Consider the following 23823-nt stretch of genomic DNA (forward strand, 5'->3'; position numbering starts at 1 on the left):
GATTACAGATTCTCATATCACACAAGAGCAGAAAGCTGAACTGGATGGCTTGCGTGTCAACTTGTTGATTGCTTAGGAAAACATATCTAGATATCTGGGTAACGAATTTTGTGAAAGAGCCATCTAAGAGACAGGCCTGAAAGGGAACGAAACATTCCGCTATTCCCTTGAGAGCACGTTTATGTCTTAGTGGCCTTTCCAAACAATTCGATGATTCATTCCAGCAAAAACCACGTCCGAGTGTTTCTAGGACGTGGTTTTCTTTTGATCGGATAATTTTTCTAAAATTGTTTCGGCAATGGCTTGCGGAATGCCCGCTTGCTGGATCTCTGCCACGGAAGCTGCTTGAATGTTTTTCAGCGATTTGAAGGTTTTCATTAGCTGTTGCTTACGTTTTGGTCCTAAACCAGGAATTTCATCCAATCTTGAAGAGAAACTGTTCTTGCTGCGCAATTGTCTGTGGAAAGTAATGGCAAACCGATGAACTTCATCTTGGATTCTTTGCAGCAAAAAGAATTCGACTGAATTTCGTTCGAGCTGAATCGGCTGCAGATCATCGCCAAACAGTAACTCACTGGTTTTATGTTTATTGTTTTTGACAAGACCAGCTACTGGAATATCTAATCCTAACTGGTTATGCAAGACATCTTGTGCGGCGCCTACTTGACCTTTCCCACCATCGATGACGATCAAGTCAGGAAATGGCAATTTCTCTTTCAAAACTCGCGAGTAGCGCCGGTAGATCACTTCCTGCATCGAACCATAATCATCACCGCCTTGTGCGGTTTTGATTTTGTATTTTCGGTAATCATCTTTTGAAGGCTTGCCGTCCACAAAGACGACCATTGCAGAAACTGGATCGGTTCCCATAATGTGAGAGTTGTCAAACGCCTCGATGCGATAAGGGGCCGAAATGCCCATGGCTTCACCTAATTTTTCCACCGCCCCGATGGTTCGTTCTTCTGTCCGCTCGATGAGAGCAAACTTCTGATCCAATGCGATTTGCGCGTTTTTATTGGCTAAGTCGACCAATTTTTTCTTGTCACCTCGTTGTGGCTGCAAGACTTTCGTTTTTAGCAGCACTTCTAGAGGTTCCCGTTCAATCGTTTGGGGGACAAAAATTTCTTTTGGGATGAAGTGCTCGTTCTTTTGGTAGAATTGACCGATGAATGTCAAAAAGTCTTCTTCCGCTTCGTTGTAAAAAGGAAACAAGGAGACTTCCCGCTCAATCAATTTTCCTTGGCGGATAAAGAACACTTGGACACACATCCAGCCTTTGTCCACACTGTAACCGAAGACGTCGCGATCAAGCAGATCGGTCAAAGTCATCTTTTGACGCGTCATAACGGTATCGATGGCTTGGATTTGATCGCGCAGTTCCGCAGCACGTTCAAATTCAAGGGATTCAATCGCTTCGCCCATTTTTTCCTTTAGTTCTTTTTGGATCTCAACATGGCTACCGTGGAAAAAGTGTTTGACTTGATCAACGATTTTTCGGTATTCCTTGGGATCCATGTGATGAACGTAAGGACAGACGCACTGTCCCAAATGATAGTAGAGACAAGGGCGTTTTTGCGATGCACCACATTTGCGTAATGGAAACAAGCGGTCCAAGATCCGTTTTGTTTCATTCGCTGCTCGGGCATCCGGATAAGGACCGAAGTAAAGCGCACCATCTTTCAACACTTTGCGGGTGATGATCAATTTAGGATAGCGTTCATTCGTAACTTTGATAAATGGATAGGACTTGTCGTCCTTCAACATAATATTGTATTTTGGTTTGTTTTTTTGAATGAGATTGATTTCTAACAAAAGCGCTTCAGTATTGGATTCAGTGACGACATATTCAAAGTCGGCGATCTCCTGAACTAAGCGTTCCGTTTTCGTGTCATGACTTCCTGTAAAATAGGAACGTACACGATTTTTTAAAATCTTCGCCTTACCTACATAGATGATCGTACCATTTTTGTCTTTCATCAAGTAACAACCAGGTTGATCGGGTAAGAGAGCTAATTTGTTTTTGATCTGTTCCTTCATTTCAGGGTCCTTTCTAGGTGGTCGTTCACATCTGTTTTACTTTATAGGGGAACGTCAGAGCCCCTATTATTCTATCACAAAATAATTAAGAAACAATGAATGAGTTTTTTTACCAAAAAAATCAGTTCAATCGTAAGAAAAGATTAAGAAGTTGCCTGATGGCATCAAGAGACACCGATTATTCCTCCTGCCATTGTCGGATAAAAGAAGCACAAGCAGCAAATTCTTTATAGGAATCGCGGGTCCGTTTGACCAAATAAAATTGGCGGCGATAACGCTCGCCTAAATCTTCATGGGGGACATCTCCAGCAGCTCGTGCAGAAATGATTGAACAGCCGAAGCCTTTTTTCAACAATGCAACGATCATCTCATTATTGGCGATTTGTAAAATAGGCGTCTGGATATTTTGCTCTTCTAGATAGCGTTTCATATAATAATAAACCCCAGAACTTTGTTCTCGCACAAGCCACGGTCCGACTGCCGGATCGCCAGCCAATACTAGCTGGTCACTCATCAATGGGTATCGCTCCACGGTAGCAGCGGATAAGGGCTTTTCAATGATCCCTAGGTCAAGCTCGTGTTGCTCTACCGCATGCAGGACAGCGGCAGAGTTCATCATCTCTACTTGAAATTGGATGTGGGGAAAGCGAGTGTATAAGCGCATCAGCAAATCCGGCAGCAAATAGATCGCAAAAGTATGGGAAACACCTATCCGGCATGGAACCAACTGTTGCGTACCTTGTTGGATCTCTTGATAGAGATGCTGCCAATCGTCCAATAAATTCAGCCCTCTTTGATAAAGCAGGTGAGCTTGTGGGGTTGCTGAAATGTTCATGCGGCCATTTCGAATGAAAAGTTGGGTGCTCAATTCTTCTTCTAATTGTTTGATATGGGCGGAGACGGTAGGTTGAGACACGAACAGCAACTCAGCGGCTTTCGAGAAATTCTGTGTTTCGTAAACGATTTTGAACGTTTCTAGTTTTTCCAGCAGTGTAATCACTTCCATTATAAAATCCTATTAAAACTATTATATCAATAAATGTTATAGATGAAAAATGCTGTGTATAATATAAGGCAGTATGAAAGGATGGACAAGAATGAATGTTGAAAAAATCAAACCCGTCAATCTGCAGCCATTTTTACCTGGCTTGTTGTTATCATTTATTGTAGCGGCTGTAGCGAAAGTCTTGGCTCTTTGGCTGCCGCAATTAGGAGGAGCGACTTTGGCGATTTTATTAGGGATCGTTCTAGGCAATACGTTCTTCAATCAAAAACAGTATGCGCAAGGAACGAAATTTGCAGAAAGTCGGCTTTTAGAATATTCGGTTGTATTGCTAGGATTTACTGTTACCTTTCAAACGATCAGTGAGATGGGGATTCGTGGTTTTGTTTTCATCGTATTGATGATGACGATCGTTATTACTGCGGCTTACTTGATTGGCAAGAAGTTGGGATTCAATCAAAAAATGAGTTTGATGATGGCAGGAGGCAATGCGGTCTGCGGTTCTTCTGCGATTGGCGCGATTGCACCAGCCATCCAAGCCGATGATGAAGAAAAAGGGCAGATCATCACACTCGTCAATTTGTTAGGAACAGTGATGATGTTGACTTTGCCGTTTCTTGGTCTGGCGTTGTTTGGTTCGGATGTTTTACAAAAAAGCGCACTGTTGGGAGGAACGCTACAATCCGTAGGGCAAGTCGTAGCGGGTGCCAGCTTACTTGATGCAGAGATTGTCAAATATGCCATGCTGTTTAAGATCGCTCGGATCATTTTATTGGTCGTGGTGGTTTTGATTTTCGAACGAATGGTGTCGCAACAAAATCAATCCGCATCCGTCGTAAAACAAAAACGATCGTTGCGTATTCCTTGGTATGTTTTAGGTTTTTTGCTGATTTGTATCTTGAACAGCTTCGTTGCATTGCCAAGTTGGTTGAATGATGCTGCACATTTCATCAGTACCTGGTTTGAGACCATCGCCCTTGCAGCAATCGGCTTGCGCTTAGACTTCCGTAAATTCATGAAAGAAGGACCTAAGTTCCTTTTCTATGGACTTTCAGTCGGTTTGGTTCAAACAATTGCAGCGCTCAGCTTGATCTGGTTGCTGAAAATCTAATACAGGATAAGAAAGAGGCTGGGACAGAAGTGTTAAACTCCGAGAAATAAGGAGGAATACACGGAAATTACTTTTCAAATTTGGGGGTATTTCGACTTATTTCCGAAGGAGTTGCTTCGCCTCTCACCGTTTAGACGTGTTTAGAGCGTGGAACAAAAGTGTTTTTTACTTTTGTTCCACGCTCTATTTTTGTTGAACGCTCTAAAGCATGGCTTGCAAACTTTTTTCAGCGATTTGTTCAATCGGTAGTAGACCGTACTCTTGGCTACTAAGCAAAAGAATCGGGGTGTGTGGTACGGCTTCTTGTAGTTCTTTTAATGCAAATTGAGCTTCAGGAGTCAGGAGGATCAAATCAGCAGCTGGCGCTTTTTCTGCGACTTTTGACAAGCTGTACATCTCTACCGCAATCGGCTGCCTTTGAACAGTAAAATATTTCTGTAATTTTAACTGCAGACGTTGTGTTTGCAGTTCTCCCTCGGTTATCCAGCTGCTGACACTAAAAATCATGATCTGTTTCTCAGATGAGGACAGCTTGTCTGTTTGGATAGTGGACGGAGTTGCTGGTACTTTTTCCATCGTTTTCCCTCTTTTCTTTTTTGAGAATAAGGAAGCAAAAAAAGTTGGTTTTGTATTGCCTAAAAGAGCATCGGTTGAAATATGGAACAACTGACTTAGCTTGACTAACATATCCAAATCCGGATAACTGATATTTCGCTCCCATTTAGAAATCGTTTGCGGCGTGACATTCAATTGATTAGCCACCTCTTTTTGGGTCATCCTTTTTGCTTTGCGCAACTTTTTGATATTTTCTCCAATCTCTACCATCAGAGTAGCCTCCTTTGATTGATAGGTGCAAGAAATGAATCGTTGAATCAGGAAATAAAGAACGCAACGATTCGTTGAATTGCTGATATATTCGCATTTTTCGTCATTTGTAAGGGGAACTAGCTGATTAAAATGACATGAAAAATTTGTAGTCTAAACCGCTTTCTTCTGCTATGATAATCGAAAAAAGGTGAAAAGGAAATGGTGAGTTCTTGGGTTGAAGGCAAAGAAGGAGTAGCGGAGCATCTAGTCTATCTAAACAAAGAAGGCAAAGAGCTGCAGAAATTGTTGGCGGGAGAAAAGAACGCCATCATCCGTGGGGCAGCAGGGCGCAAATCTCCGTTAGGTGGACGCGCAAAAGTTGGCGACCGTGTCTACTTCGTGGAAACAGGTGGCGATCTTTTAGTTACTCATCGTGGCATGATTGAGAACGTGATTGAAACGGAGAAAATGACACCTGAAGAATCACAACAATTTGTTGAGCAGCACCAATCAGAATTAAATTTATCCAAAAAACAAATGGAGCGTTGGGCAGGAAAGAAATTTTTGGCCATTTATCGAATTGCTGAACTGGAAGCGATTGAACCTTTTACGTATCAACGAGGGAAGAACATGGATGACTGGGTAATCACTTCTAGTATAGAGGAAATCAAATAAGAAACCTTAATAAAGCGACCACCTGAAAGAACAGTCTTTTAGGTAGTCGCTTTTACTTTTGGGATAGTAGCAAGACTTCTGTTAAAGTTCTTCACCGTTCGTAGCGATGACCCGTTGATACCAAGCAAAGGAATCTTTTTTCAAGCGTTGCAGACTTCCGTTGCCAGCATTGTCTTTATCAACATAGATCATGCCGTAGCGTTTCTCCATTTCTCCGCTGCCGAAACTGACGATATCGATGATTCCCCAAGGAGTATAACCTAAGACGGGTACACCATCTTCTATTACTGCTTTCTCCAGTTGTTCGATGTGCTGACGTAAATAAGAGATACGGTAGGGATCATGGATCGTGTTTTCTTCTGTTAATTGATCATAGGCACCAAAGCCATTCTCTACGATAAAGAGCGGCAAGTCATAACGTTGATAGATCGTGTTTAAAACATAGCGAAGTCCTACGGGATCAATTGGCCATCCCCAATCCGTCGCGGTGATATAGGGATTACGGACGATTTTTGCGTGAGGGATATCGTCGGTCGGTTGGCCTTCGACAGTTTCCAATGTCGTGATCGTTCCTGACATATAATAGCTGAAACCAATATAATCAACAGTCCCTGCCTTTAGTAAAGCCTTCTCTTCCTCACTGATTTGGATTTTGATCCCTTTTTGCTGCCAGTAAGTTTGTGCATAGGTCGGAATCTTTCCTCTGACGTGGATGTCACTATAGAAGTAACGACGTTCATTGGCTTTGACCGAAGCCATCAAATCTTCTGGTGCACAGGAATAAGGATAGATTGGGACATAAGCCATCATACAGCCGATTTGAAAGTCTGGATTGATTTTTTTCCCCTCAATGACTGCCGCCGCACTAGCGATCAGTTCGTTGACACCCGCTTGAAAGACCAGTTCTTCTTTCTTGCTTTCTTCTTCGATGATCATGGCGGAGTTTGTCCAGACATGTAATGGTTCCTGTCCGTCTGCTTGATTATTGATTTCATTGAATGTCATCCAGTAGGTGACTTTATCTTTGTAGCGTTCAAAAACGCAGGTTGCGAATTTAACGAAGAGGGGAATCACGGCTTTATTGACAAAGCCACCGTAGGTTTCATAAATCGCATAAGGCATTTCAAAATGAGACAGTGTAATGATTGGTTCGATCCCATTGTTTAATAGTTCGTCAAAAAGGTCATCATAATATTGCAGGCCTGCTTCATTGGGCTCGTCCTCTTGGCCGGTTGGAAAAATACGGCTCCAGGAGATCGATGTACGCAGACACTTTAAGCCTAACGCTTTGAATAATTGAATATCTTCTTTGTAGCGGTGATAAAAGTCGATCGCTTCGTGATTAGGATAATACACATCTTCTTTGATGCCTCTCGTGATTTCACGAGGAATCCCGTTTCCTCCAGCAGTCATCACATCAGCAATACTCATGCCGCGTCCTGCGACATTCCAAGCCCCTTCTGCTTGATGGGCAGCAATTGCGCCACCCCATAGAAAATCTTTTGGCATTTTGCTGCTCATAATTCTTTCCTCCTAAAAAAGTTACGCTTCGATTTTTTGTGAACGGTTTGAAGCAATCACGAATGGCAAGTAGATCAATACGGAAATCGCCAGACAGACCACACCAACGATTGCAGCTACTGCATTTCCGCCAGTTCCTAGGAACAAGTTGATGATTCCCGGTGTGGTCCAAGGCACACCGATTGCTGGTGTCGGCATGATCGGCCAAATGACTGTTACAAAATAACCAACTAGAATATTGACCATTGGAGTCAATATAAAGGGAATGATCATAATCGGATTCAAGACGATCGGTAACCCGAAGATAATCGGTTCGTTGATCTGAAAGATTCCTGGAACAAGTGACATCTTAGCGATCTCCCGTTGTTCTGGTCGCTTCGAGGCGATGAAAATGGCAATGATCAGCCCTAACGTCATTCCCGTTCCGCCCATATTAGCAAACATGTCGTTCAAAACGCCCCACGTTTCTTTGTAAGGTACATCCCACAAGGAACCGCCTTGATTGATGAAATCCAAGTTGGCTAAATCTTGTTCTGTAAAAATTGCTGAACGAACGGCATTCAATGTATTTGGTCCGTGAATCCCGATGGAGAAGAGCAGTGTTTGTAAGAAAGCTAAAATCAAGACACCAACGACATTTCCTCCTAAATCACGCAACGGACTTTGGATCCCTTTGTAGATCAATTCATTGATGCCCTCTGGCGCAATCATCAGTACTAGGAAATTGATCAATGCGGTAACTGCTACGATGATCACGATAGGAATCATTCCAGAAAACGAACGGGAAACTGCCGGCGGTACCATATCGGGCATTTTGATCTGTAATCGTTTGACTTTGAATAGTTTCGGCAAGAATTCTCCTACCAGACAAGCAACGATCATGGCGACGAATAAGCCTTGTGCGCCTAAATATTGGGTGGAGATGGCATTGACACCGTCAACTGAGAAAGAAGTCGGATATAAAATCATAAACGCAGCTACACTTGTCAAACCAACTAGTGTCGCATCTGCATCAAAGTGTTTTGCTAGCAGTTGGGCAACCAGATAAGCAATGAATACGCTCATGATATTGATGGTTCCGTTAGCAACAGATGCCAGTACTTGCTGGGCACTTTCTAAATTGGGAAAGATTTTTGAGAGTTGAAATAATTGCACGATAAAACTATCGTTGGAAAATAAGATATTGTTGACCAAAATAACTAATGAAGAAGAAATCGTCAACGGGAAAATCAACATAAATGCATCACGAATCGCTGCGACGTGTCGCTGGTTATTCAATCTGGTGGCAATTGGTACCAAGGACCGGTCTAGTAGATCATTAAATTTTTGCATAACAGTAACACCTTTCTCTATTTGATGGACTTATTATAGCGAAAGGTTGCCTGAAAAAGTAAGCGCATTCGTTTTTAGAATCAAATTCTGTGAGGAAGAAATTTATTCCACAGTCGGAACAAGTGGTTACAAAAAACAGAAAGCAGCAAGACAAACGCTTGATTGCAGCCACTAGTCAGAAAACTGCTGCTGTAAAGCGAGTGTTCTGGCTAGGGCGTTCTTCGTTGTCTGGTACTTTCTGTGCTCGTTCATCATTGAGGGGTAGGTTCATCTTGTAAATAACCAATCAGTGTTTCCACGATGGCGATGGCTGGAAGCTGGCTAGTCAGATCGAGGAAGATGTCTTTGCGCTCTTCTTTGACTGCGTATTCGATCGAGTAGTCACATAAATGGGCAAGAGAACTCTCTTTATTTCTCGTAATACAATATTTTTGGGCAATCGCTTTATTAGCTAATCCAGTAATGACTTCGATCAATTCTTTTGTTTCACCAGAAACACTCAAGAAAACCAGAACGTTTTTTTGATCGGCTCGTAAGAAGCTGCGGATCGGGTAAGTCAATTCATCGATGCTGATGCAGAAGTAGCCGATATTTGCGAGCTTGCGGGCGACATACTGTGCAATTGCGCCAGACGCCCCCATCCCCATAAATAAAATACAGTCCGCATCTCGCAGTGTTTGCGCCATCTTCTTGATTTGGTATTCGACATCGGGATGGAAAATCGTCATGTTCAATCCACGGATGCGTTCTTCAAGGGATAACTGTTTTTGATGTTCTTCATAATGGACTTTTTCTAAATGGGTCTTGATATAAAAGCGAAATTCAGGAAAGGAATCGAATCCCACTTTTTGAACAAAACGAAAGACAGAAGTGGAAGAAACATGGGCATCATCTGCAATATCCCGTACTCGCATATAAGGGATTTTTTCTAAATTATTGACAATAAAGCGATAGATCTCTTGTTCGACTGAAGACAATTTGTTTAAGTTCAAATGCTGAAAAACGGCCATAAATGTTCCTCGCTATCCCATAAGAGTATATGACGAGTATACCATGATTTAGCGAGTGAGTTGCTGATGAATCTGATAAACTGCACCAATTAATCCGGCGTCATTTTGCAATTTGGCAGGCAGCACAGGAGCAATCGTTTTTCCCCGCAAATAGTTGATGGCAGCGTGTTGTGTTTCGACAGTTGTTAATGTCTGTTGCAGTCGTTCAAAGAAATATGGGTTGGCACTGATACCACCGCCAATCAGAATGGCTTCTGGATCGAAACAGCTGATCAAATTGATCAACCCGACGGACAAATCTGTCAGGAACTGTTGGGTCACTGTTTCTGCTAATGTTTCTCCCATCTGTGCGCGCTGAAAAATTTCTCGAGCATCTGTCGTCGCTTGAAATCCTGCCAGCTGACCGCCTTTTTGATTGTAGATCCGAACGAGCCCATCAACGACAGCAGCTTTACGATTGATCGAAACTTCCTCACTATTACCTGTAGAAGGCAAGGCGTCGATCACCATCCAGCCAAATTCTCCTGCCATGCCGTGGGCACCGCGATACACTTGATCATTGATTACGATCCCTCCGCCTACACCAGTTCCTAAGACGAGGCAAAGGTAATTGGAGAAGGATTGGGCATTGCCGATCCATTTCTCTGCGATGGCGGCTGCATTGGCATCATTCTCGACAGAAACTGTTAAACCACAGCATTCTTCTAATGTGGTTTTGAAATTCTCGCCGTACAATGGTTTGATGGCGCCAGCTGTCAGCATCAAACCGTCTTTTTGCACGATGCCCGGCGCACTGATCCCAATCCCGGCGATCGGATAGCGACTTTTAGCTTCATTAATAATTGTGATTAAATTTTGATAGAAAGACTGGGGATCGTAGTTTGTCGGAAGCATATTTTTTTCCAGAATTGCTCCTGTTTCATCAAGAACCCCGTATTTGATCGTTGTGCCGCCAATATCAAATCCTACATACATCGTTATTCCTACTTTCTTCTTTTAATCAGTGTCTTTTCTGCATTGTAGCATGGCACTTGTTGGAATATTTTTCTTTTCGACGGCCAGAAACAAGGGTGGCGTTTGCGTGCTAAGAAAACTGTCAATCAATGATTTCGGCTTTTCCATCTTCTGTTAGTTGCTGCAGGTGGGATAACATCTGTTGAATCACTTCTTCCGAATGCCGTTCCCATGCCCCTAATTCTGCGACGACTTTCAGCGGAGAGGCAGAACGGTAGGAACGGGTCGGATTACCAGGGAATCGCTTATCGGTCAAGTTCGGGTCATTTTCAAAAGGCCCAGTCGGTTCAACCAAATAAATTCTTTCTTGCCCAGTTCCTTTGGCTAATTCGGCTCCCCATTTGGCTGCATCCAATGTTGCGGTGAAGTAAATGTAGTTTGAGATCCGACCGGCTTCAAAGTTGGATTCTTTTTTTGGTTCCAGTAATTCGCCTAATTGTAATGATGCTTTTGTTCCGTGGAAAAAAGGTCCTCGGTCTAATGAATCGTTTGTGTGCTCCATTTGGTTCATCCTTTCTATCATTCATTGTTTTACTTAGCATACAAGAATCCCTCCAGATTGAAAAGCTGTTTGTCTAGTGGTGGAATGGTCACTATGTGATACAATTACCAGATTAATGTGGTAATCAGATATTATTTACTATTATGCGCTGATTCCCTAATATATAGTTAAGGAAGCGCTTCCTGGAGGTGGTCAAATGGATTTGAGTAAAAGAGAGAAAGTGTTGTTGCAATTGCTGCTGACACAAAAAGAGTTCAGACCAGCCGCTTTTTTTCAAGAACAGCTCTATGTTTCTTTAAAAACAGTCTATACAGATTTGGCGAGTCTGGAAGAAAAAATCAAGCCTTACGGGTTGACCATTGCTCGTTTGCCTAGAAGAGGGGTCAAGCTTGAAGGGAATCCCACTGCAAGGGAAAAAGGCTACAAACTCATCGTTACTGAAGGTAAAATCGTTGACGAATATTCTCCTGAATATCGTAAATTGTTTATCTTTGCAAATTATTTCTTCTCGAAAAAGCCAATGCATTACCAAGGATTTGCAGAATATTTCTACGTTAGTTATCAGTCGATCAAAAAAGATGTAGATGAATTATTCGCTTTTTGTCAGAAGAAAAAAGTTCGTGCGTCAATGTCTGCAAAAGGGTTGAAGCTAGAGGAGGAAGAATCTGTTCAACAAGCAACTTTCAAATCTTTTCTTGAAAAACATACAGATTCTGCAAGATTGGATCACTCTGCCATTCAGACATTGTTTGATCCGAAGATCGTTACCTTGACTACAGCACTGATTTCAGAAATATCCTTAACACTTGGTCGCCAACTCAATAGTTATTTTGTGGAATCCTTGACGGTATCGTTGGAAATTTTTCTTTCACGGATTTGTCTAGGAAGACATTTGGAACAGCAAGAGAATTTGGGATTTGAGAAATTAAAACAGATGAAACTGTATATGGTTGCTGTTTCCTTTGCAGAACGGATTGAAAGTGAACTAGCTGTTTCCCTAGCAGAGACAGATATCCAATACATTTGTTCATTGCTTTTAGCTCATGGAATTGAGCCGTATATGCAGATTACGGAAAAAAGAGAAGCCAACGTGATCGAAACAACGGAAGAAATGATCGAGAAGATGTCCCGTTTGCTAGATACTGATTTGACACAAGATAACTTATTGTTGCAAGCACTGCTTTCGCATATTGTCCCTATGATCCATCGTCTGAAAAATGGCATGTTAGTCAAAAATCCTTTGTTGCGATTGATCAAGAAGCAATACTCGACCATGTTTACATTAACGAAATATGCGATTGGCGGACTAGAAAAAAACTTTGCACTCTTCTTGACAGAAGATGAAGTGTCATTTCTAACGATTCATTTTCAACTCGCTTTTGAAAAAATCAAAGTCACAAAGCATGTGCTGATCGTTTGCAGCTCTGGATTAGCCACTTCTGAGCTGATCTTTAACCGGATCAAACAAACGATTTCTGCTACGACAGTTTTAGAGATCATCAGTGCAGAGAAATTAGCCAGTACATCACTAGAATTAGTGGATCTGATCATTTCAACTGTTCCGTTGGAGGAAGTGTCACCCCCTGTTCTCTATGTTTCACCATTACCGACAACTGAAGAAATTGCCATGATTTCGGCAAATCTTTCAAACCTGAATGAAAATGAAAAGAAACTGCATTCATCCAAATACCAATCATCAGAGCTATTGCAGAAATATCTAGATCCGGCATTTTTGTACATTAACCAACCGTTTAACACCAAAAAAGACGTCTTAGATTTTCTTGCAGAGAGTTATTTGAGCCATCATTTAGTCACCAACGATTTTAAGCAGTCACTTTATGCACGAGAAGAATTAGGCAGTACCGGATTAAAGACAGGCGTAGCGATTCCGCATGCCGATCCGCAGACTGTCAAAACAACAAAACTAGCATTTGTTACACTACCTAAAGCCATAAAATGGGGAGATACGGAAGTTCAATTAGTCGTTCTCTTGGCAATCGCTGAAAAAAATATGTCAGAAGCAAAAGAATTGATTGCATCTATTTACGATTTATTCAACTCTCCTGAAGAAATACGATGGGTGGTTAGCAGTAAAAATCGAGAAGAACTTTATCGTAAACTTGTAAAAGGAGGGACCCCGAATGTTTTTTGACCAGCAAATTGCTTTATTAAACAAAGAAGTAGAATCTAAAGAAGCAGCATTTCGGCTACTTACAGAGGAATTTTTAAAGAATGAATGTGTGACAGAGGCGTATCTTGACAACGTGATTAAAAGAGAGGCGGTTTTTCCAACCGGTCTGATGATCAATGGGATTGGCGTGGCGATTCCTCATACAGATAGTCAGTATGTCAAGAGATCGCAAGTTGGCTTTCTTTCATTGACAGATCCATTGCCATTCATTGAAATGGGAACAAGGGACAAAGAAATTTCAGTTTCATTAATCTTTATGTTGGCATTAAAGGAGCCGCACGAACAATTACAAATGCTGCAAAACTTGATCGAAATGTTTCAAAAAAATGGTGTGTTGGAAAAGTTAAGAGACATCCATGATGTTGAGGAATATCGGATGATTTTGCAACAGTATGGATTGGAATAAGGAGGGAATATCATGTTAAATGCGTTACAGTGGTTTGTTGATTTAGGGTCAATCGTTGTACTCCCGATTTTGATATTTATTTTTGGTCTTATTCTGGGAACGAAACCAGGCAAGGCTTTCACATCTGCTTTAACAGTTGGTGTCGGTTTTGTGGGCTTGAATCTAGTGATCGACCTGTTAAGCAATAGCTTAGGACCAGCAGCGCAACAGATGGTTGAGCGATTTGGCTTGAATCTGACGACGATTGATGTTGGCTGGCCGGCAGCAGCTGCGATTTCCTATGGGACGATTCTAGGAAGTCTGGCAATTCCGATCGGTGTTGTGTTAAATGTTGTTTTGATTATTTTTGGCCTGACGAAAACATTGAATGTCGATATCTGGAATATTTGGCATGCGGCGTTCATTTCTTCGTTGGTCTATGCTTTGACTGGCAACTTTGCCATGGGGATCGCTGCAACCGTCATCTATCTAATGATGATTCTTTTGATGGGAGATATTTTAGGACCGATCATTAATAAATTCTATGGTTTCCCGAATATCACTTTCCCACACGGGACCGCTGCTCCAGGATTTGTTTTCGCTTTACCGATGAACTGGTTATTCGATCGTATTCCGGGATTGCGAGACTGGAAAGCTGACCCGGAATCGATTCAAAAACGTTTTGGTGTCTTTGGGGACTCGACAGTTATGGGCTTTCTGATTGGTTTGATCATCGGAATTCTCGCTGGCTATGATGTGGCAGGCACTGGCCAATTAGCAGTTAAAACCGGCGCAGTGATGGTCATTATGCCAAAAATGGTTGCTCTATTAATGGAAGGGCTTACACCTATATCTGAGTCTGCCAATGACTTTGTGAAGAAACGTTTCCCTGGAAGAGAGCTTTACATTGGGATGGATGCGGCGCTTTCTGTCGGACATCCAGCAGTATTGTCTTCGTCATTATTACTCGTACCAATTACGATACTTTTAGCGGTTGTTTTGCCAGGAAATACGACATTGCCTTTTGGAGATTTAGCAACGATTCCGTTTCTTGTCTGTTTGATGGCAGCAGTATTTGGCGGAAATATTATCCGGACGGTTATCGCAGGGACAATTTATATGACCAGTATTTTGTATATCACTTCTTGGGTCGCACCATTAGTAACAACAGCTGCTAAGTCTGCCAATTTTGACTTACAAGGAAATTCAACGATCACAGCTCTAGCTGAAGGCGGACTATGGACTACCTGGCTTTATGTCGGTTTGACAAAAGTATTGAGCTGGGGCGGATTAGCGATCATCGGTGCGATTGTTGTCATCGGTTTGATCTATGTTAACAAGGTGTTACCTAAAAAACAAAGCGTCATGTAGGAGGAAGAACAATGAAAAAATTATTGATCATGTGTGGAACCGGAGTAGCGACATCAACGATCGTAACCAATAAAGTCAAAGAATGGCTAAAAGAAAAAGAACTGACGAATGAAGTCAAATTGTATCAATCCAAAGTCGCGGATGAAATGAACAAGATCGACGATTACGACATTGTTGTGAGTACCACGGTAGTCCCTGATTCCATCAAAGACAAAGTCATCATGGGATTGCCTTTATTGACAGGGATCGGTATCGAAGAAATGTATGCAGAAATCGAAAAGAAAATCAGAGAATAAAGGAGTCTTGCAAAATGCTTGTTACCACAAAAGAAATGTTTGACCATGCAGAGGAATTCAACTATGCCATTCCCGCAGCCAACTTTTTTGATCTAGACAGTGCCCGCACCTATGTTGAAACGGCTGCTAGGCTAGGGTGTCCATTGATCTTGGCTTTTGCCCAATCACATATGGATATGCTGAGTTTGGAAGAAGCAGCCCTGATTGGGAAGTATTTGGCTGAAAAAAGCGCCTTCCCCGTAGCGTTGCATTTGGATCATGGTCAAGATGAGGAAGTCATCAAGGAAGCGATTCGTTTAGGCTTCACTTCTGTCATGATCGATGCGTCAGAAGACCCGCTTGAAGAAAATATCCGCCGCTCCAAAGCGATCGCCGATTATGCCCATCAATATGGGGTGGTCGTAGAGGCAGAAATTGGGCATGTCGGCTCTGGCGGCAGTTTGGAAGCAACGGGGCTTTCTGATTCGATTTATACCGACTTCCATGAAGCAGTAAGATTTGCTGAACAAACGAATGTTGATTCGTTAGCCGTTTCGATCGGCACAGCCCATGGGCATTACCGAGGAACGCCTAAAATCAACTTTGATGTACTAAGTGAGATCCATCAAGCCATTACTATTCCGTTAGTCTTACATGGCGGTTCTTCTTCTGGTGATGAAAATCTTGAAAAATGTGCACAAGGCGGGATCCGAAAAATCAACATCTTTACAGATTTCGTTACAGCCGCAATGACCAAGATTCAAGAACAGCAGCCTGCTGACTACTTTGAACTAAAGAAAGCAGCGAATCAAGGAATGGCAGATACGCTAGCACATTACTATCACGTTTTTCATACAAAAACTTGTTAGGAGGATAAGCATGAGGAAAAAGCAGTTACGAGCACCCTTTTTTGTAGTCAATCCCAAAGCCTATTTATACGGAAAAGAATCCTTGGCACTGGCAAAAGCCGCCGATCAATTAGCGGAAAAATATGACGTTGATATCTTGTTCACGGTGCAGCACGCAGATGCCGCAACGATCAAACAAGCTACGAATCATTTGTTCATTACGGTTCAACACATCGATGGCATGACTGTTGGACGGGGAATGGGCTACGTCTTACCTGAATCAGTAGCAAATGTCGGCGTAGCAGCGACATTTCTCAATCATGCAGAACACCCAATGACATTAGATGAACTCGCAAAAGCGATTAATCGGGCAGATGAGTTGGGGCTCATCACGATTGCTTGCGCGAATTCACTGCAAGAAGCTAAAGCAGTGGCAGCTCTGCAGCCTGACATTATGGTTTGTGAACCAACTGAATTGATTGGTACCGGTCAAACGAGCGACGTTTCTTATATGGAAGAAACCAATCAAGCCATCCGTGCCATCAACAAAGAAATCAAGATTTTACAAGCGGCTGGTATTTCGACCGCAGACGATGTGGCAAAAGCACTGCAATCAGGAGCCGACGGAACGGGTGGCACCAGTGGTATCGTCTGCGCGCCAGATCCGCAGAACGTTTTGACAGAAATGATCAAAAAAGTTGCTGAGCTAAGAGATGAGGGGATTAAAAGATGAAATTCGCGAAAGAACAGCTAACATTGACATCAAATGGCAATCGGGTATCTTATCATAATATTACGCAAAAAGTGAAGGACTTTGTAGAGAGAAGCCAAATCAAAAACGGCATCTGTTTAGTCCAATCCCCACACACAACTTGTTCCGTCATTTTCGAGGAATTCATGCATGATACGGATTTTAATGGGGATGAATTTTTACAAGTTGATCTGAATCGCATTTTGGATAAACTAGTGCCTAGAGAACTCTCGGAAAATACAAATTATCGTTACCCTGGACCGAAACATTTGGAATTTCTGATGAGCCTAGATGATCCTAACTATCCGACAGATCCAGCAACGATTTTAAATGGCGATGCCCATATCCGTTCTTCGTTTTTCGGGGCGAGTGAAAGTTTTATTTTACATGAAGGAAAGCTTGAAATTGGTTCTGTAGGGTATATTTATTTCGTGGATTTTGACCAAAACCGAGTTAGGAATCGAACCTGCCATCTTATGTTGATGGGTGAATAAAGCAACTGCTAGTGGCAACTGGGGCAGCAGTATTCTGCAAGGACATGGGAAAAGTCGAACGCTTGAGCCGAAATGCGTTATAATCAATGAGACAATGAAATTTATGGAGGGATCAATTTGATTATTCGCCCAATGACAGCTAGTGATTGTCGATCAATCGATCAAGCGTTTCTTGCACAACAATGGCCTAGTCGTCAAGCTACATTAGAGAGATATCTTCAAGAACAGAGCCGCGGACTGCGACAGGTCTTTGTCGCGGAAGACTCGGGACAGATTGCAGGCTATGCGACATTGATTCCCCACGCAAAAGCCGGTCCTTTTAAAAAGAATGGCTATCCGGAGATCACCGATCTAAATGTCTTTCAAAACTTTCAGCGGCAAGGAATCGGCGCTAAGCTGCTCCAAGCTGCAGAAGAACAAGCCAAAACATTTTCGTCTGTGATCACCATTGGTGTGGGGCTTCATTCTGGTTATGGCACTGCACAGCGACTGTATTTAAAAAATGGCTACTTACCTGACGGATCAGGGGTCTGGTTTGAGAATCAAGTCTTGGCAATGGGTGCTGCTTGTTACAATAATGACGATCTTGTGCTTTATCTTTCTAAGTCCTTTTGACAAGCAACCAGCGTGTTATTTCTATCTAACAGGTATAATCTACAGAAAATACGATGAACGTCAATGCTAGGAGCATACTAGCCTTGACGTTTTTTTCTACGACCAAACAAGCTTCGACGTATCTCGGTCCTGCTAGATATTTTAGGAAGAATGGTATGACCCGCATATTTGTTCGCCAAAAACAGCGTTCTTTCCTTTGATTAGAAAGGAAGAACGCTGTCTAGATTCTGTTCCATATTCAAAAAAATCAGTAACACTTCTCGCAGGGGGTCAATCCTTTGCTTAAAGCTTCGGACAACGTAGCTGGGAAATAAGTACCATTGCCGCATTTATGGGTGTGATACTTCTTCCCTGTACGGGTGATCATGACATATTCTTCTGCTTGATTGCTTGTGGTTTGATTTGACTGGCTGGCTTGGTTTGCCTGCTGTTCCGCAGCGGCGGCTGCTTGCCGTTCTTGTTCGGCTTTAGCAAGCTGCCGTTCTTGTTCTTCACGAATCGATTGGCGAACAGCTTCAGCTCGCTGCGTCAATCCATCATCTGCTGAGGGAAGCTTGGCAATCGCAGAAGTTGCACTAGCTAAGTTTGCTTCAGTCGGCTCTGCTTCGGCTTTTTCAACAGCTTTGGTCGCTTGTGCTTGCAATTTCGCTTGTGTTTCTTTCTCTTCAACTTTTGTTTGTAAAGAAGCCAGTCGATCTTCAAATTCAGTTTTCGTCAAACTTGTTGCTGCAACAAGCTTGGCAGCTGCCTCAAGGTCTGTTCTGCTTAGACTTTGTTCCGCTTTTTCTAACGCGCTGGCGATCTGCAGATGATCTTGGAGGACGGCCAAACGTTGATCATAATCGTCATATGTTTTGCTGAGAGAATGAACCAATGTTGCTGCTTCATCATATTTTTTTTGTGTTGGTTTAGATTCTGCCAACGCTAGTGCAGTTTCGACCCGTTTAATCAGTTCTTTCTCCGCTTTTTCTGCTTCTAAATAAGCCACAAATTCTTTGGAAGGTTTGATCAAGACTTCCTGTTCTTTTTTCTGATCATTTAAGGCAGCTTTTACCACAACTTGTTGCTCAGTGGCATCATTCAGGTGAACTGTGTAGCTAAAAGAACCTTTGCTGTTTTTGACCGTTTCTCCATTGATCGTTAGGACAGCATCGGCCGTGGCTTCCCCTTCGATAGTCGCTTTTCCTGTTTCATCCGTTTGTATTTCAGGTGAAATAACAGATAGTGTCAAATTGCTCGGAGATAAAATTGCACCAACAAAAAATAGAATAACGCTTCCGCATAAAATAAATCCCAATCTTTTTTTCGGTCGCTTCTTGATGGCAGCGATAATCAACAAAATACCGCTTACAATTACTGCTAAGAAACTGACCAAACTAATCCACATACCCATAACTTTTCTAGTTCCTTTCACTTTTTGATGTCTTTATTATAACATGATTTATATTAAAAACATGAAAAAAATAAGAAAATAAAACTAGATAATAACAATTTGTTTTTACGAATCGTTCTTATTTATAGAATCCTTTTTAGGGAGCGCTAGAAAACGGTTCCTTTTAATTGCTATTTTTTTAATACAGATGAAAATAGTGTATTATTCTTGATAAATAAAAGAAAAGTGCTATTATTAGTCGTGAGATTAATACAGATTTTGAAAAGAGGTAGTACAGTGAGTAAAAAAGGTTCAGAAATTATTGTTGAAAGTTTAGAAAATCATCACGTCCCCTATATTTTTGGGATTCCAGGAGCAAAAATCGATGGTGTCTTCGATACATTAGAAGACCATGGACCACAATTGATCTTAGCCCGGCATGAACAGAATGCTGCATTTATGGCACAAGCCATTGGCCGTTTGACTGGAGAGCCAGGAGTAGTCATTGCTACCAGTGGTCCAGGTGCCAGTAATTTAGCAACGGGATTAGTGACAGCGACAGCTGAAGGAGATCCAGTTCTGGCATTGGCTGGGCAAGTGAAACGTTCTGATTTATCGAAACTGACCCATCAAAGTATGAATAACGCTGCTCTCTTTAGTCCAATAACCAAATACAGCACGGAGATCCAAGATCCCGAAACATTATCTGAAAATATCGCAAATGCATTTCGAATCGCTAAAACCGCAAAAAAAGGTGCCAGTTTTCTGTCGATACCACAAGATGTAACGGATGGCCAAGTCGAAGGAAGTGCCATCAAGCCATTATCAGCGCCAAAATTAGGACAAGCGAATCCAGAGGATATCGAGGATCTCGTTGAACGCATCAAGGAAGCAAAACTACCGGTTTTATTACTAGGCATGCGGGCTTCTGCTGAAAGCGAGACGGAAGCCATTCGTCATTTGATAGCGAAAACGGGATTACCAGTCGTGGAAACTTTTCAAGGAGCAGGAATCATTTCTCGTGCTTTGGAAGACCATTTCTTTGGCCGTGTGGGCTTGTTCCGTAATCAGCCAGGAGACATGCTGCTAAAACGAAGTGATTTAGTGATCGCTGTGGGGTATGATCCGATTGAATATGAAGCGCGCAATTGGAATGCAGAGAAAGACGCACGGATTATTGTGATTGATGAAGTACCGATGGAAATCGATCCATACATGCAGCCTGAAGTAGAGCTGTTAGGCAGCATTGCCAAAATCATTGAGCAAGTGACACAAGCCATCGATCAATATACGTTATCAGCAGATGCACAGAACTATTTAGCTACGTTGCAAGAAAAATTAACCGAAAAGCAAATAGAGGCCCGTGGAACAGAACAAACATTGCATCCATTGGAGATCATTGATACATTGCAGCAAAAAGTGACGGATGAGATGACCGTGACTGTTGATGTCGGCAGTCACTACATTTGGATGGCGCGTCATTTCCGCAGTTATGAACCTCGCCATCTATTGTTTAGTAATGGGATGCAGACATTAGGTGTGGCATTGCCATGGGGAATTGCGGCAGCATTAGTGCGGCCGAATACGCAAATTATTTCCGTATCTGGTGATGGTGGTTTCTTATTCTCTTCACAAGAATTAGAAACGGCTGTTCGCTTAAAACAGAACATCATTCATCTTATCTGGAATGATGGCACCTACAATATGGTGAAATTTCAGGAAGAAATGAAATATGATCGTGCTTCAGGTGTTCAATTTGGTCCTGTAGACTTTGTCAAATACGCGGAAGCCTTTGGGGCAAAGGGATTACGTGCCACAACAAAACAAGAATTGACAGCCGCGATCGAAGAAGGGTTTGCAACTGATGGACCAGTCGTCATTGATATCCCAGTCGATTATTCCGATAATGCCGAATTAGGCAAGACGATTTTGCCGGATCAATTTTACTAAGAGTATTTATTTTACTTATAGAAGGAGCTTCATGATGAACGTGAAAAGCAAAAGTTATTTATATCAACACGGAACTTTAGGCGGGTTGATGGAAGATTTGATGGATGGTACCGAACAAATCGGCAAGATGTTAGCCTATGGTGATACAGGAATCGGTACATTAGCTGGTTCAAATGGTGAGATTATTTTCTTGGAGGGTGTGATTTATCATGTTGACGAAACAGGACAGGTGAAGCAGCTGACAGGGACCGAGACGACGCCGTATGCAGCTGTCGTTGATTTTGAAGCCACGGATGAACTTGCTTTTGACACAGAAGCTACAGATGAAGAAGTCAAGGGAAGACTATTAGCGACCATCAGTCCCAATTTGTTTGCGGCCATCAAGCTTCATGGAATGTTTGATACGATGCACGTGCGGGTAGCGCCTAAACAAGAAAAGCCCTATCCAAAATTCGTTGAAATCATTCAAAATCAACCTGAATTTACGGCGACAGAAATAGCAGGAACTATCGTAGGCTTCTTTACCCCGAAACTTTTCCATGGTGCTGCAGCAGCAGGCTTCCATCTGCACTTTATTAGTGACGATCATCAGTTTGCTGGTCATGTACTGGATTTTAGCTTAATCAGTGGTGAAGCAGAAGTAATGGAAGTAGCCGAGTTTCGTCAACATTTTCCCATTGAGAATGCTGAGTTCTTGCAGCGGGAAATCGACGTGGAAAAAATTGTCCGGGATATCGAAGAAGCGGAATGATTTTTTACTATAGTTAGGTAGATTTTGCGTTGCATTTGATTCTTCACTGATGGATTATTTTCTGAAAAAAAGTATCTGAAATACAGATTAGAAGGTTAGGAAGTAAATAGGAGAAAAGTGCAGATTTCATTGCTGATTTCCGACTTCACTCTGTATCAGATGCTTTTTTAGTATTGAATAGATTTCCTGCAGCTGTACATTCGCCCAAGGGGAAGAATTGTAGTTCTCGGATGGATCAAAAAGATGTGTGCCATAGAATGCAAAAATAAATTTCAGATAAGTCGAACAATTTGGCCTGTTTTTCCTATACAATAGAAAGTGAAAGGGCTTTTTTTGAGAAGGTAATTCCATTAAGGGCCGCTGTCCACGAAACGAATGAGAAAGAGGGAAGACACATGAAAGTTATCATCACGGAAGATTATCAAGAGATGAGCCAAGTAGCCGTACAGCACCTTTTAGGCGTAATGCACAGCCAGCATCGAAAGAATATTTCAATCACCGCTGGATCAACACCAAAAGGGGTGTATGAAATGCTGGTACCACTAGTAAAAAATAAAAAATATTTTGAGCACGTTCACTTTTATAACTTTGATGAGATTCCATTCAAAGGGGAAGAAGACCGCTATGGTGTCACGATGACGAACTTGCACAACCTGTTTTTTGGACCAGCGGAAATCGATCGTGAAAGAATCCATGTCTTGGACTGGACGAATTATGAAACACAAGATGAACGAATCAAAGCCGATGGTGGATTGGATATGGTGTTGCTGGGGGTTGGATCAGATGGCCATTTCTGTGGAAATTTACCGAACACGACAAAATTTGGAGATTTAACGAGTCGCGTGAATGCGAATGCGACACCCGAGATGGCTGACGTTTTGTTAAGTGAGGTTGGTGGAGACAAAGAAAAACAACCTGATTTCTATGTAACAATGGGACCAAAAAGCATCATGCAGGTGAAGAAATTGGTAATGATCGCCAATGGCAAGAAAAAAGCAGGCATCGTCAAACAATTAGTAGATGGAACAGTAATGGAGGACGTTCCGGCAACGCTATTGACGACCCATCCAGATATGACATTGATCGTTGATAAAGAGGCTGCCTCGCTGCTTTCATACTAACCAGCGGAATTTGATTTTTCTCTATATCTTAATGAAGTAGTTCCTAGTAGATTGGACAATAAACACCTGCTACAAATAGAAGTCAATCCCCCTCTTACCATTAGATCCTTTTTGCTTAAAAGGATTCTAATGGTAAGGGGGTTTTTGTTGTACGTTGACAAAGCTTGTTTCAGAAGGAAAGCAGATTGTTTTACGACTTACAAAAAGTAAGTTATTATTATCTCGAATTCGAAATAAATCGAGCGAGGTGAGGAAATGGATCATCAAGAGGAAGCATTGAAGGTCTATATTGGTTTATTACGCAGCAGCAGTCACTTAGAGCAGGTGGCTAAACAAGATGTCCGCTGTTATGGCTTGAATCTGACAGAGTTTTCCGTTCTGGAACTGCTTTATCATAAAGGTACACACACCACCCAAGCCATCAAAGAAAAAATCTTGATTGCCAGCAGCAGCACGACGTACGTCATCGATCAACTCGTAAAAAAAGGCTGCGTTCGTCGAGAAACAAGTCAAACGGATCAGCGAATCACCTATGTCAGTCTGACAGATAAAGGGGCAGAATTGATGGATCAGATCTTTCCAACTCATGCCACAAAAATTGCGGCAATTTTTGCCTCGCTTAGTATTGACGAGTTGCAAACATTAAAAACATTATTACGAAAAATAACTTATAACGAGAAATGAGGA

The 23823-nt window shown here is 42.1% G+C and carries 23 protein-coding genes; 14 read left to right on the forward strand and 9 right to left on the reverse strand.

Annotated elements, in window-relative coordinates; genetic code table 11:
- Positions 1-246 precede the first annotated feature (246 nt).
- Both uvrC and EG2_RS16045 read right to left on the reverse strand, forming a co-directional pair.
- Positions 247-2037, reverse strand: a complete 1791-nt coding sequence (uvrC, locus tag EG2_RS16040) for an excinuclease ABC subunit UvrC (protein ID WP_060815407.1) — start codon at positions 2035-2037, stop codon at positions 247-249.
- Positions 2038-2215: 178 nt separating this feature from the next.
- A complete protein-coding gene (locus tag EG2_RS16045) occupies positions 2216-3043 on the reverse strand; it encodes a LysR family transcriptional regulator (RefSeq protein WP_060815408.1) in 828 nt (275 codons plus the stop codon).
- 91 nt (positions 3044-3134) lie between these two features.
- On the opposite strand from EG2_RS16045, the gene EG2_RS16050 reads away from it, so the two are divergent.
- A complete protein-coding gene (locus tag EG2_RS16050; protein ID WP_005469953.1) occupies positions 3135-4151 on the forward strand; it encodes a YeiH family protein in 1017 nt (338 codons plus the stop codon).
- Between the two features lie 201 nt (positions 4152-4352).
- Here EG2_RS16050 and EG2_RS16055 read toward each other — a convergent pair whose 3' ends face one another.
- Positions 4353-4976 (reverse strand): helix-turn-helix domain-containing protein, encoded by a 624-nt coding sequence (locus EG2_RS16055; RefSeq protein ID WP_003127896.1) that lies wholly within the window; start codon positions 4974-4976, stop codon positions 4353-4355.
- Between the two features lie 201 nt (positions 4977-5177).
- Between EG2_RS16055 and EG2_RS16060 the strand changes: the two genes are divergently transcribed.
- Positions 5178-5633: a hypothetical protein gene (locus EG2_RS16060; RefSeq protein WP_021150666.1), complete on the forward strand. Its 456-nt coding sequence runs from the start codon at positions 5178-5180 to the stop codon at positions 5631-5633.
- Positions 5634-5714: 81 nt separating this feature from the next.
- Here the strand turns inward: EG2_RS16060 and EG2_RS16065 are convergent, their stop codons facing one another.
- The 5 genes from EG2_RS16065 to arr all read right to left on the reverse strand — a co-directional run bounded on the left by EG2_RS16065 (position 5715) and on the right by arr (position 11012).
- A complete protein-coding gene (locus tag EG2_RS16065; protein ID WP_003127898.1) occupies positions 5715-7154 on the reverse strand; it encodes a 6-phospho-beta-glucosidase in 1440 nt (479 codons plus the stop codon).
- Between the two features lie 21 nt (positions 7155-7175).
- Positions 7176-8486 carry a PTS sugar transporter subunit IIC gene (locus EG2_RS16070; protein ID WP_003127899.1) on the reverse strand — a complete coding sequence of 437 codons (1311 nt, stop codon included), beginning with the start codon at positions 8484-8486 and terminating at the stop codon, positions 7176-7178.
- 251 nt (positions 8487-8737) lie between these two features.
- The gene (locus tag EG2_RS16075; RefSeq protein WP_005469956.1) at positions 8738-9496 is read right to left on the reverse strand and encodes a MurR/RpiR family transcriptional regulator; all 759 of its coding nucleotides are present in this window, start codon (positions 9494-9496) and stop codon (positions 8738-8740) included.
- 48 nt (positions 9497-9544) lie between these two features.
- Positions 9545-10471, reverse strand: coding sequence for an ROK family protein (locus tag EG2_RS16080; protein WP_005469958.1), 927 nt, complete (start codon positions 10469-10471; stop codon positions 9545-9547).
- A 121-nt stretch (positions 10472-10592) separates the two neighbouring features.
- Complete coding sequence (arr, locus tag EG2_RS16085; protein WP_003127902.1) at positions 10593-11012, reverse strand: NAD(+)--rifampin ADP-ribosyltransferase; 420 nt, start codon at positions 11010-11012, stop codon at positions 10593-10595.
- Positions 11013-11208: 196 nt separating this feature from the next.
- Between arr and EG2_RS16090 the strand changes: the two genes are divergently transcribed.
- The 8 genes from EG2_RS16090 to EG2_RS16125 all read left to right on the forward strand — a co-directional run bounded on the left by EG2_RS16090 (position 11209) and on the right by EG2_RS16125 (position 17942).
- Positions 11209-13164: a BglG family transcription antiterminator gene (locus tag EG2_RS16090; RefSeq protein WP_003127903.1), complete on the forward strand. Its 1956-nt coding sequence runs from the start codon at positions 11209-11211 to the stop codon at positions 13162-13164.
- Positions 13154-13609, forward strand: a complete 456-nt coding sequence (locus EG2_RS16095; RefSeq protein ID WP_003127904.1) for a PTS sugar transporter subunit IIA — start codon at positions 13154-13156, stop codon at positions 13607-13609. The genes EG2_RS16090 and EG2_RS16095 overlap by 11 nt, the downstream gene beginning before the upstream one ends.
- Positions 13610-13621: 12 nt before the next feature.
- The gene (locus EG2_RS16100; RefSeq protein ID WP_003127905.1) at positions 13622-14959 is read left to right on the forward strand and encodes a PTS galactitol transporter subunit IIC; all 1338 of its coding nucleotides are present in this window, start codon (positions 13622-13624) and stop codon (positions 14957-14959) included.
- 11 nt (positions 14960-14970) lie between these two features.
- Positions 14971-15255 carry a PTS sugar transporter subunit IIB gene (locus tag EG2_RS16105; protein ID WP_029486244.1) on the forward strand — a complete coding sequence of 95 codons (285 nt, stop codon included), beginning with the start codon at positions 14971-14973 and terminating at the stop codon, positions 15253-15255.
- Positions 15256-15269: 14 nt separating this feature from the next.
- Complete coding sequence (locus tag EG2_RS16110) at positions 15270-16103, forward strand: class II fructose-bisphosphate aldolase (RefSeq protein WP_003127908.1); 834 nt, start codon at positions 15270-15272, stop codon at positions 16101-16103.
- A gap of 10 nt (positions 16104-16113) precedes the next feature.
- Positions 16114-16815, forward strand: a complete 702-nt coding sequence (locus tag EG2_RS16115) for a triose-phosphate isomerase (protein ID WP_003127909.1) — start codon at positions 16114-16116, stop codon at positions 16813-16815.
- Positions 16812-17327 (forward strand): YjbQ family protein, encoded by a 516-nt coding sequence (locus tag EG2_RS16120; protein ID WP_005469964.1) that lies wholly within the window; start codon positions 16812-16814, stop codon positions 17325-17327. Before EG2_RS16115 ends, EG2_RS16120 begins: the two co-directional genes overlap by 4 nt.
- A 111-nt stretch (positions 17328-17438) precedes the next feature.
- Positions 17439-17942, forward strand: a complete 504-nt coding sequence (locus tag EG2_RS16125) for a GNAT family N-acetyltransferase (RefSeq protein ID WP_029486246.1) — start codon at positions 17439-17441, stop codon at positions 17940-17942.
- Positions 17943-18189: 247 nt separating this feature from the next.
- On the opposite strand, the gene EG2_RS16130 is transcribed toward EG2_RS16125, so the two are convergent.
- Positions 18190-19335, reverse strand: a complete 1146-nt coding sequence (locus tag EG2_RS16130) for a hypothetical protein (RefSeq protein ID WP_060815409.1) — start codon at positions 19333-19335, stop codon at positions 18190-18192.
- A 276-nt stretch (positions 19336-19611) separates the two neighbouring features.
- Here EG2_RS16130 and alsS point away from each other — a divergent pair, with 276 nt between their 5' ends.
- The 4 genes from alsS (at position 19612) to EG2_RS16150 (ending at position 23820) form a co-directional block, all read left to right on the forward strand.
- Complete coding sequence (alsS, locus tag EG2_RS16135; RefSeq protein WP_005469970.1) at positions 19612-21264, forward strand: acetolactate synthase AlsS; 1653 nt, start codon at positions 19612-19614, stop codon at positions 21262-21264.
- A gap of 34 nt (positions 21265-21298) precedes the next feature.
- Positions 21299-22015, forward strand: coding sequence for an acetolactate decarboxylase (gene budA / locus EG2_RS16140; protein WP_060815410.1), 717 nt, complete (start codon positions 21299-21301; stop codon positions 22013-22015).
- A 395-nt stretch (positions 22016-22410) separates the two neighbouring features.
- Positions 22411-23136, forward strand: a complete 726-nt coding sequence (locus EG2_RS16145; protein WP_003127916.1) for a glucosamine-6-phosphate deaminase — start codon at positions 22411-22413, stop codon at positions 23134-23136.
- A gap of 255 nt (positions 23137-23391) precedes the next feature.
- Complete coding sequence (locus tag EG2_RS16150) at positions 23392-23820, forward strand: MarR family winged helix-turn-helix transcriptional regulator (protein WP_005469975.1); 429 nt, start codon at positions 23392-23394, stop codon at positions 23818-23820.
- Positions 23821-23823: the final 3 nt, after the last annotated feature.

The sequence above is a fragment of the Enterococcus gallinarum NBRC 100675 genome, from assembly GCF_001544275.1.
GTDB lineage: Bacteria > Bacillota > Bacilli > Lactobacillales > Enterococcaceae > Enterococcus_D > Enterococcus_D gallinarum.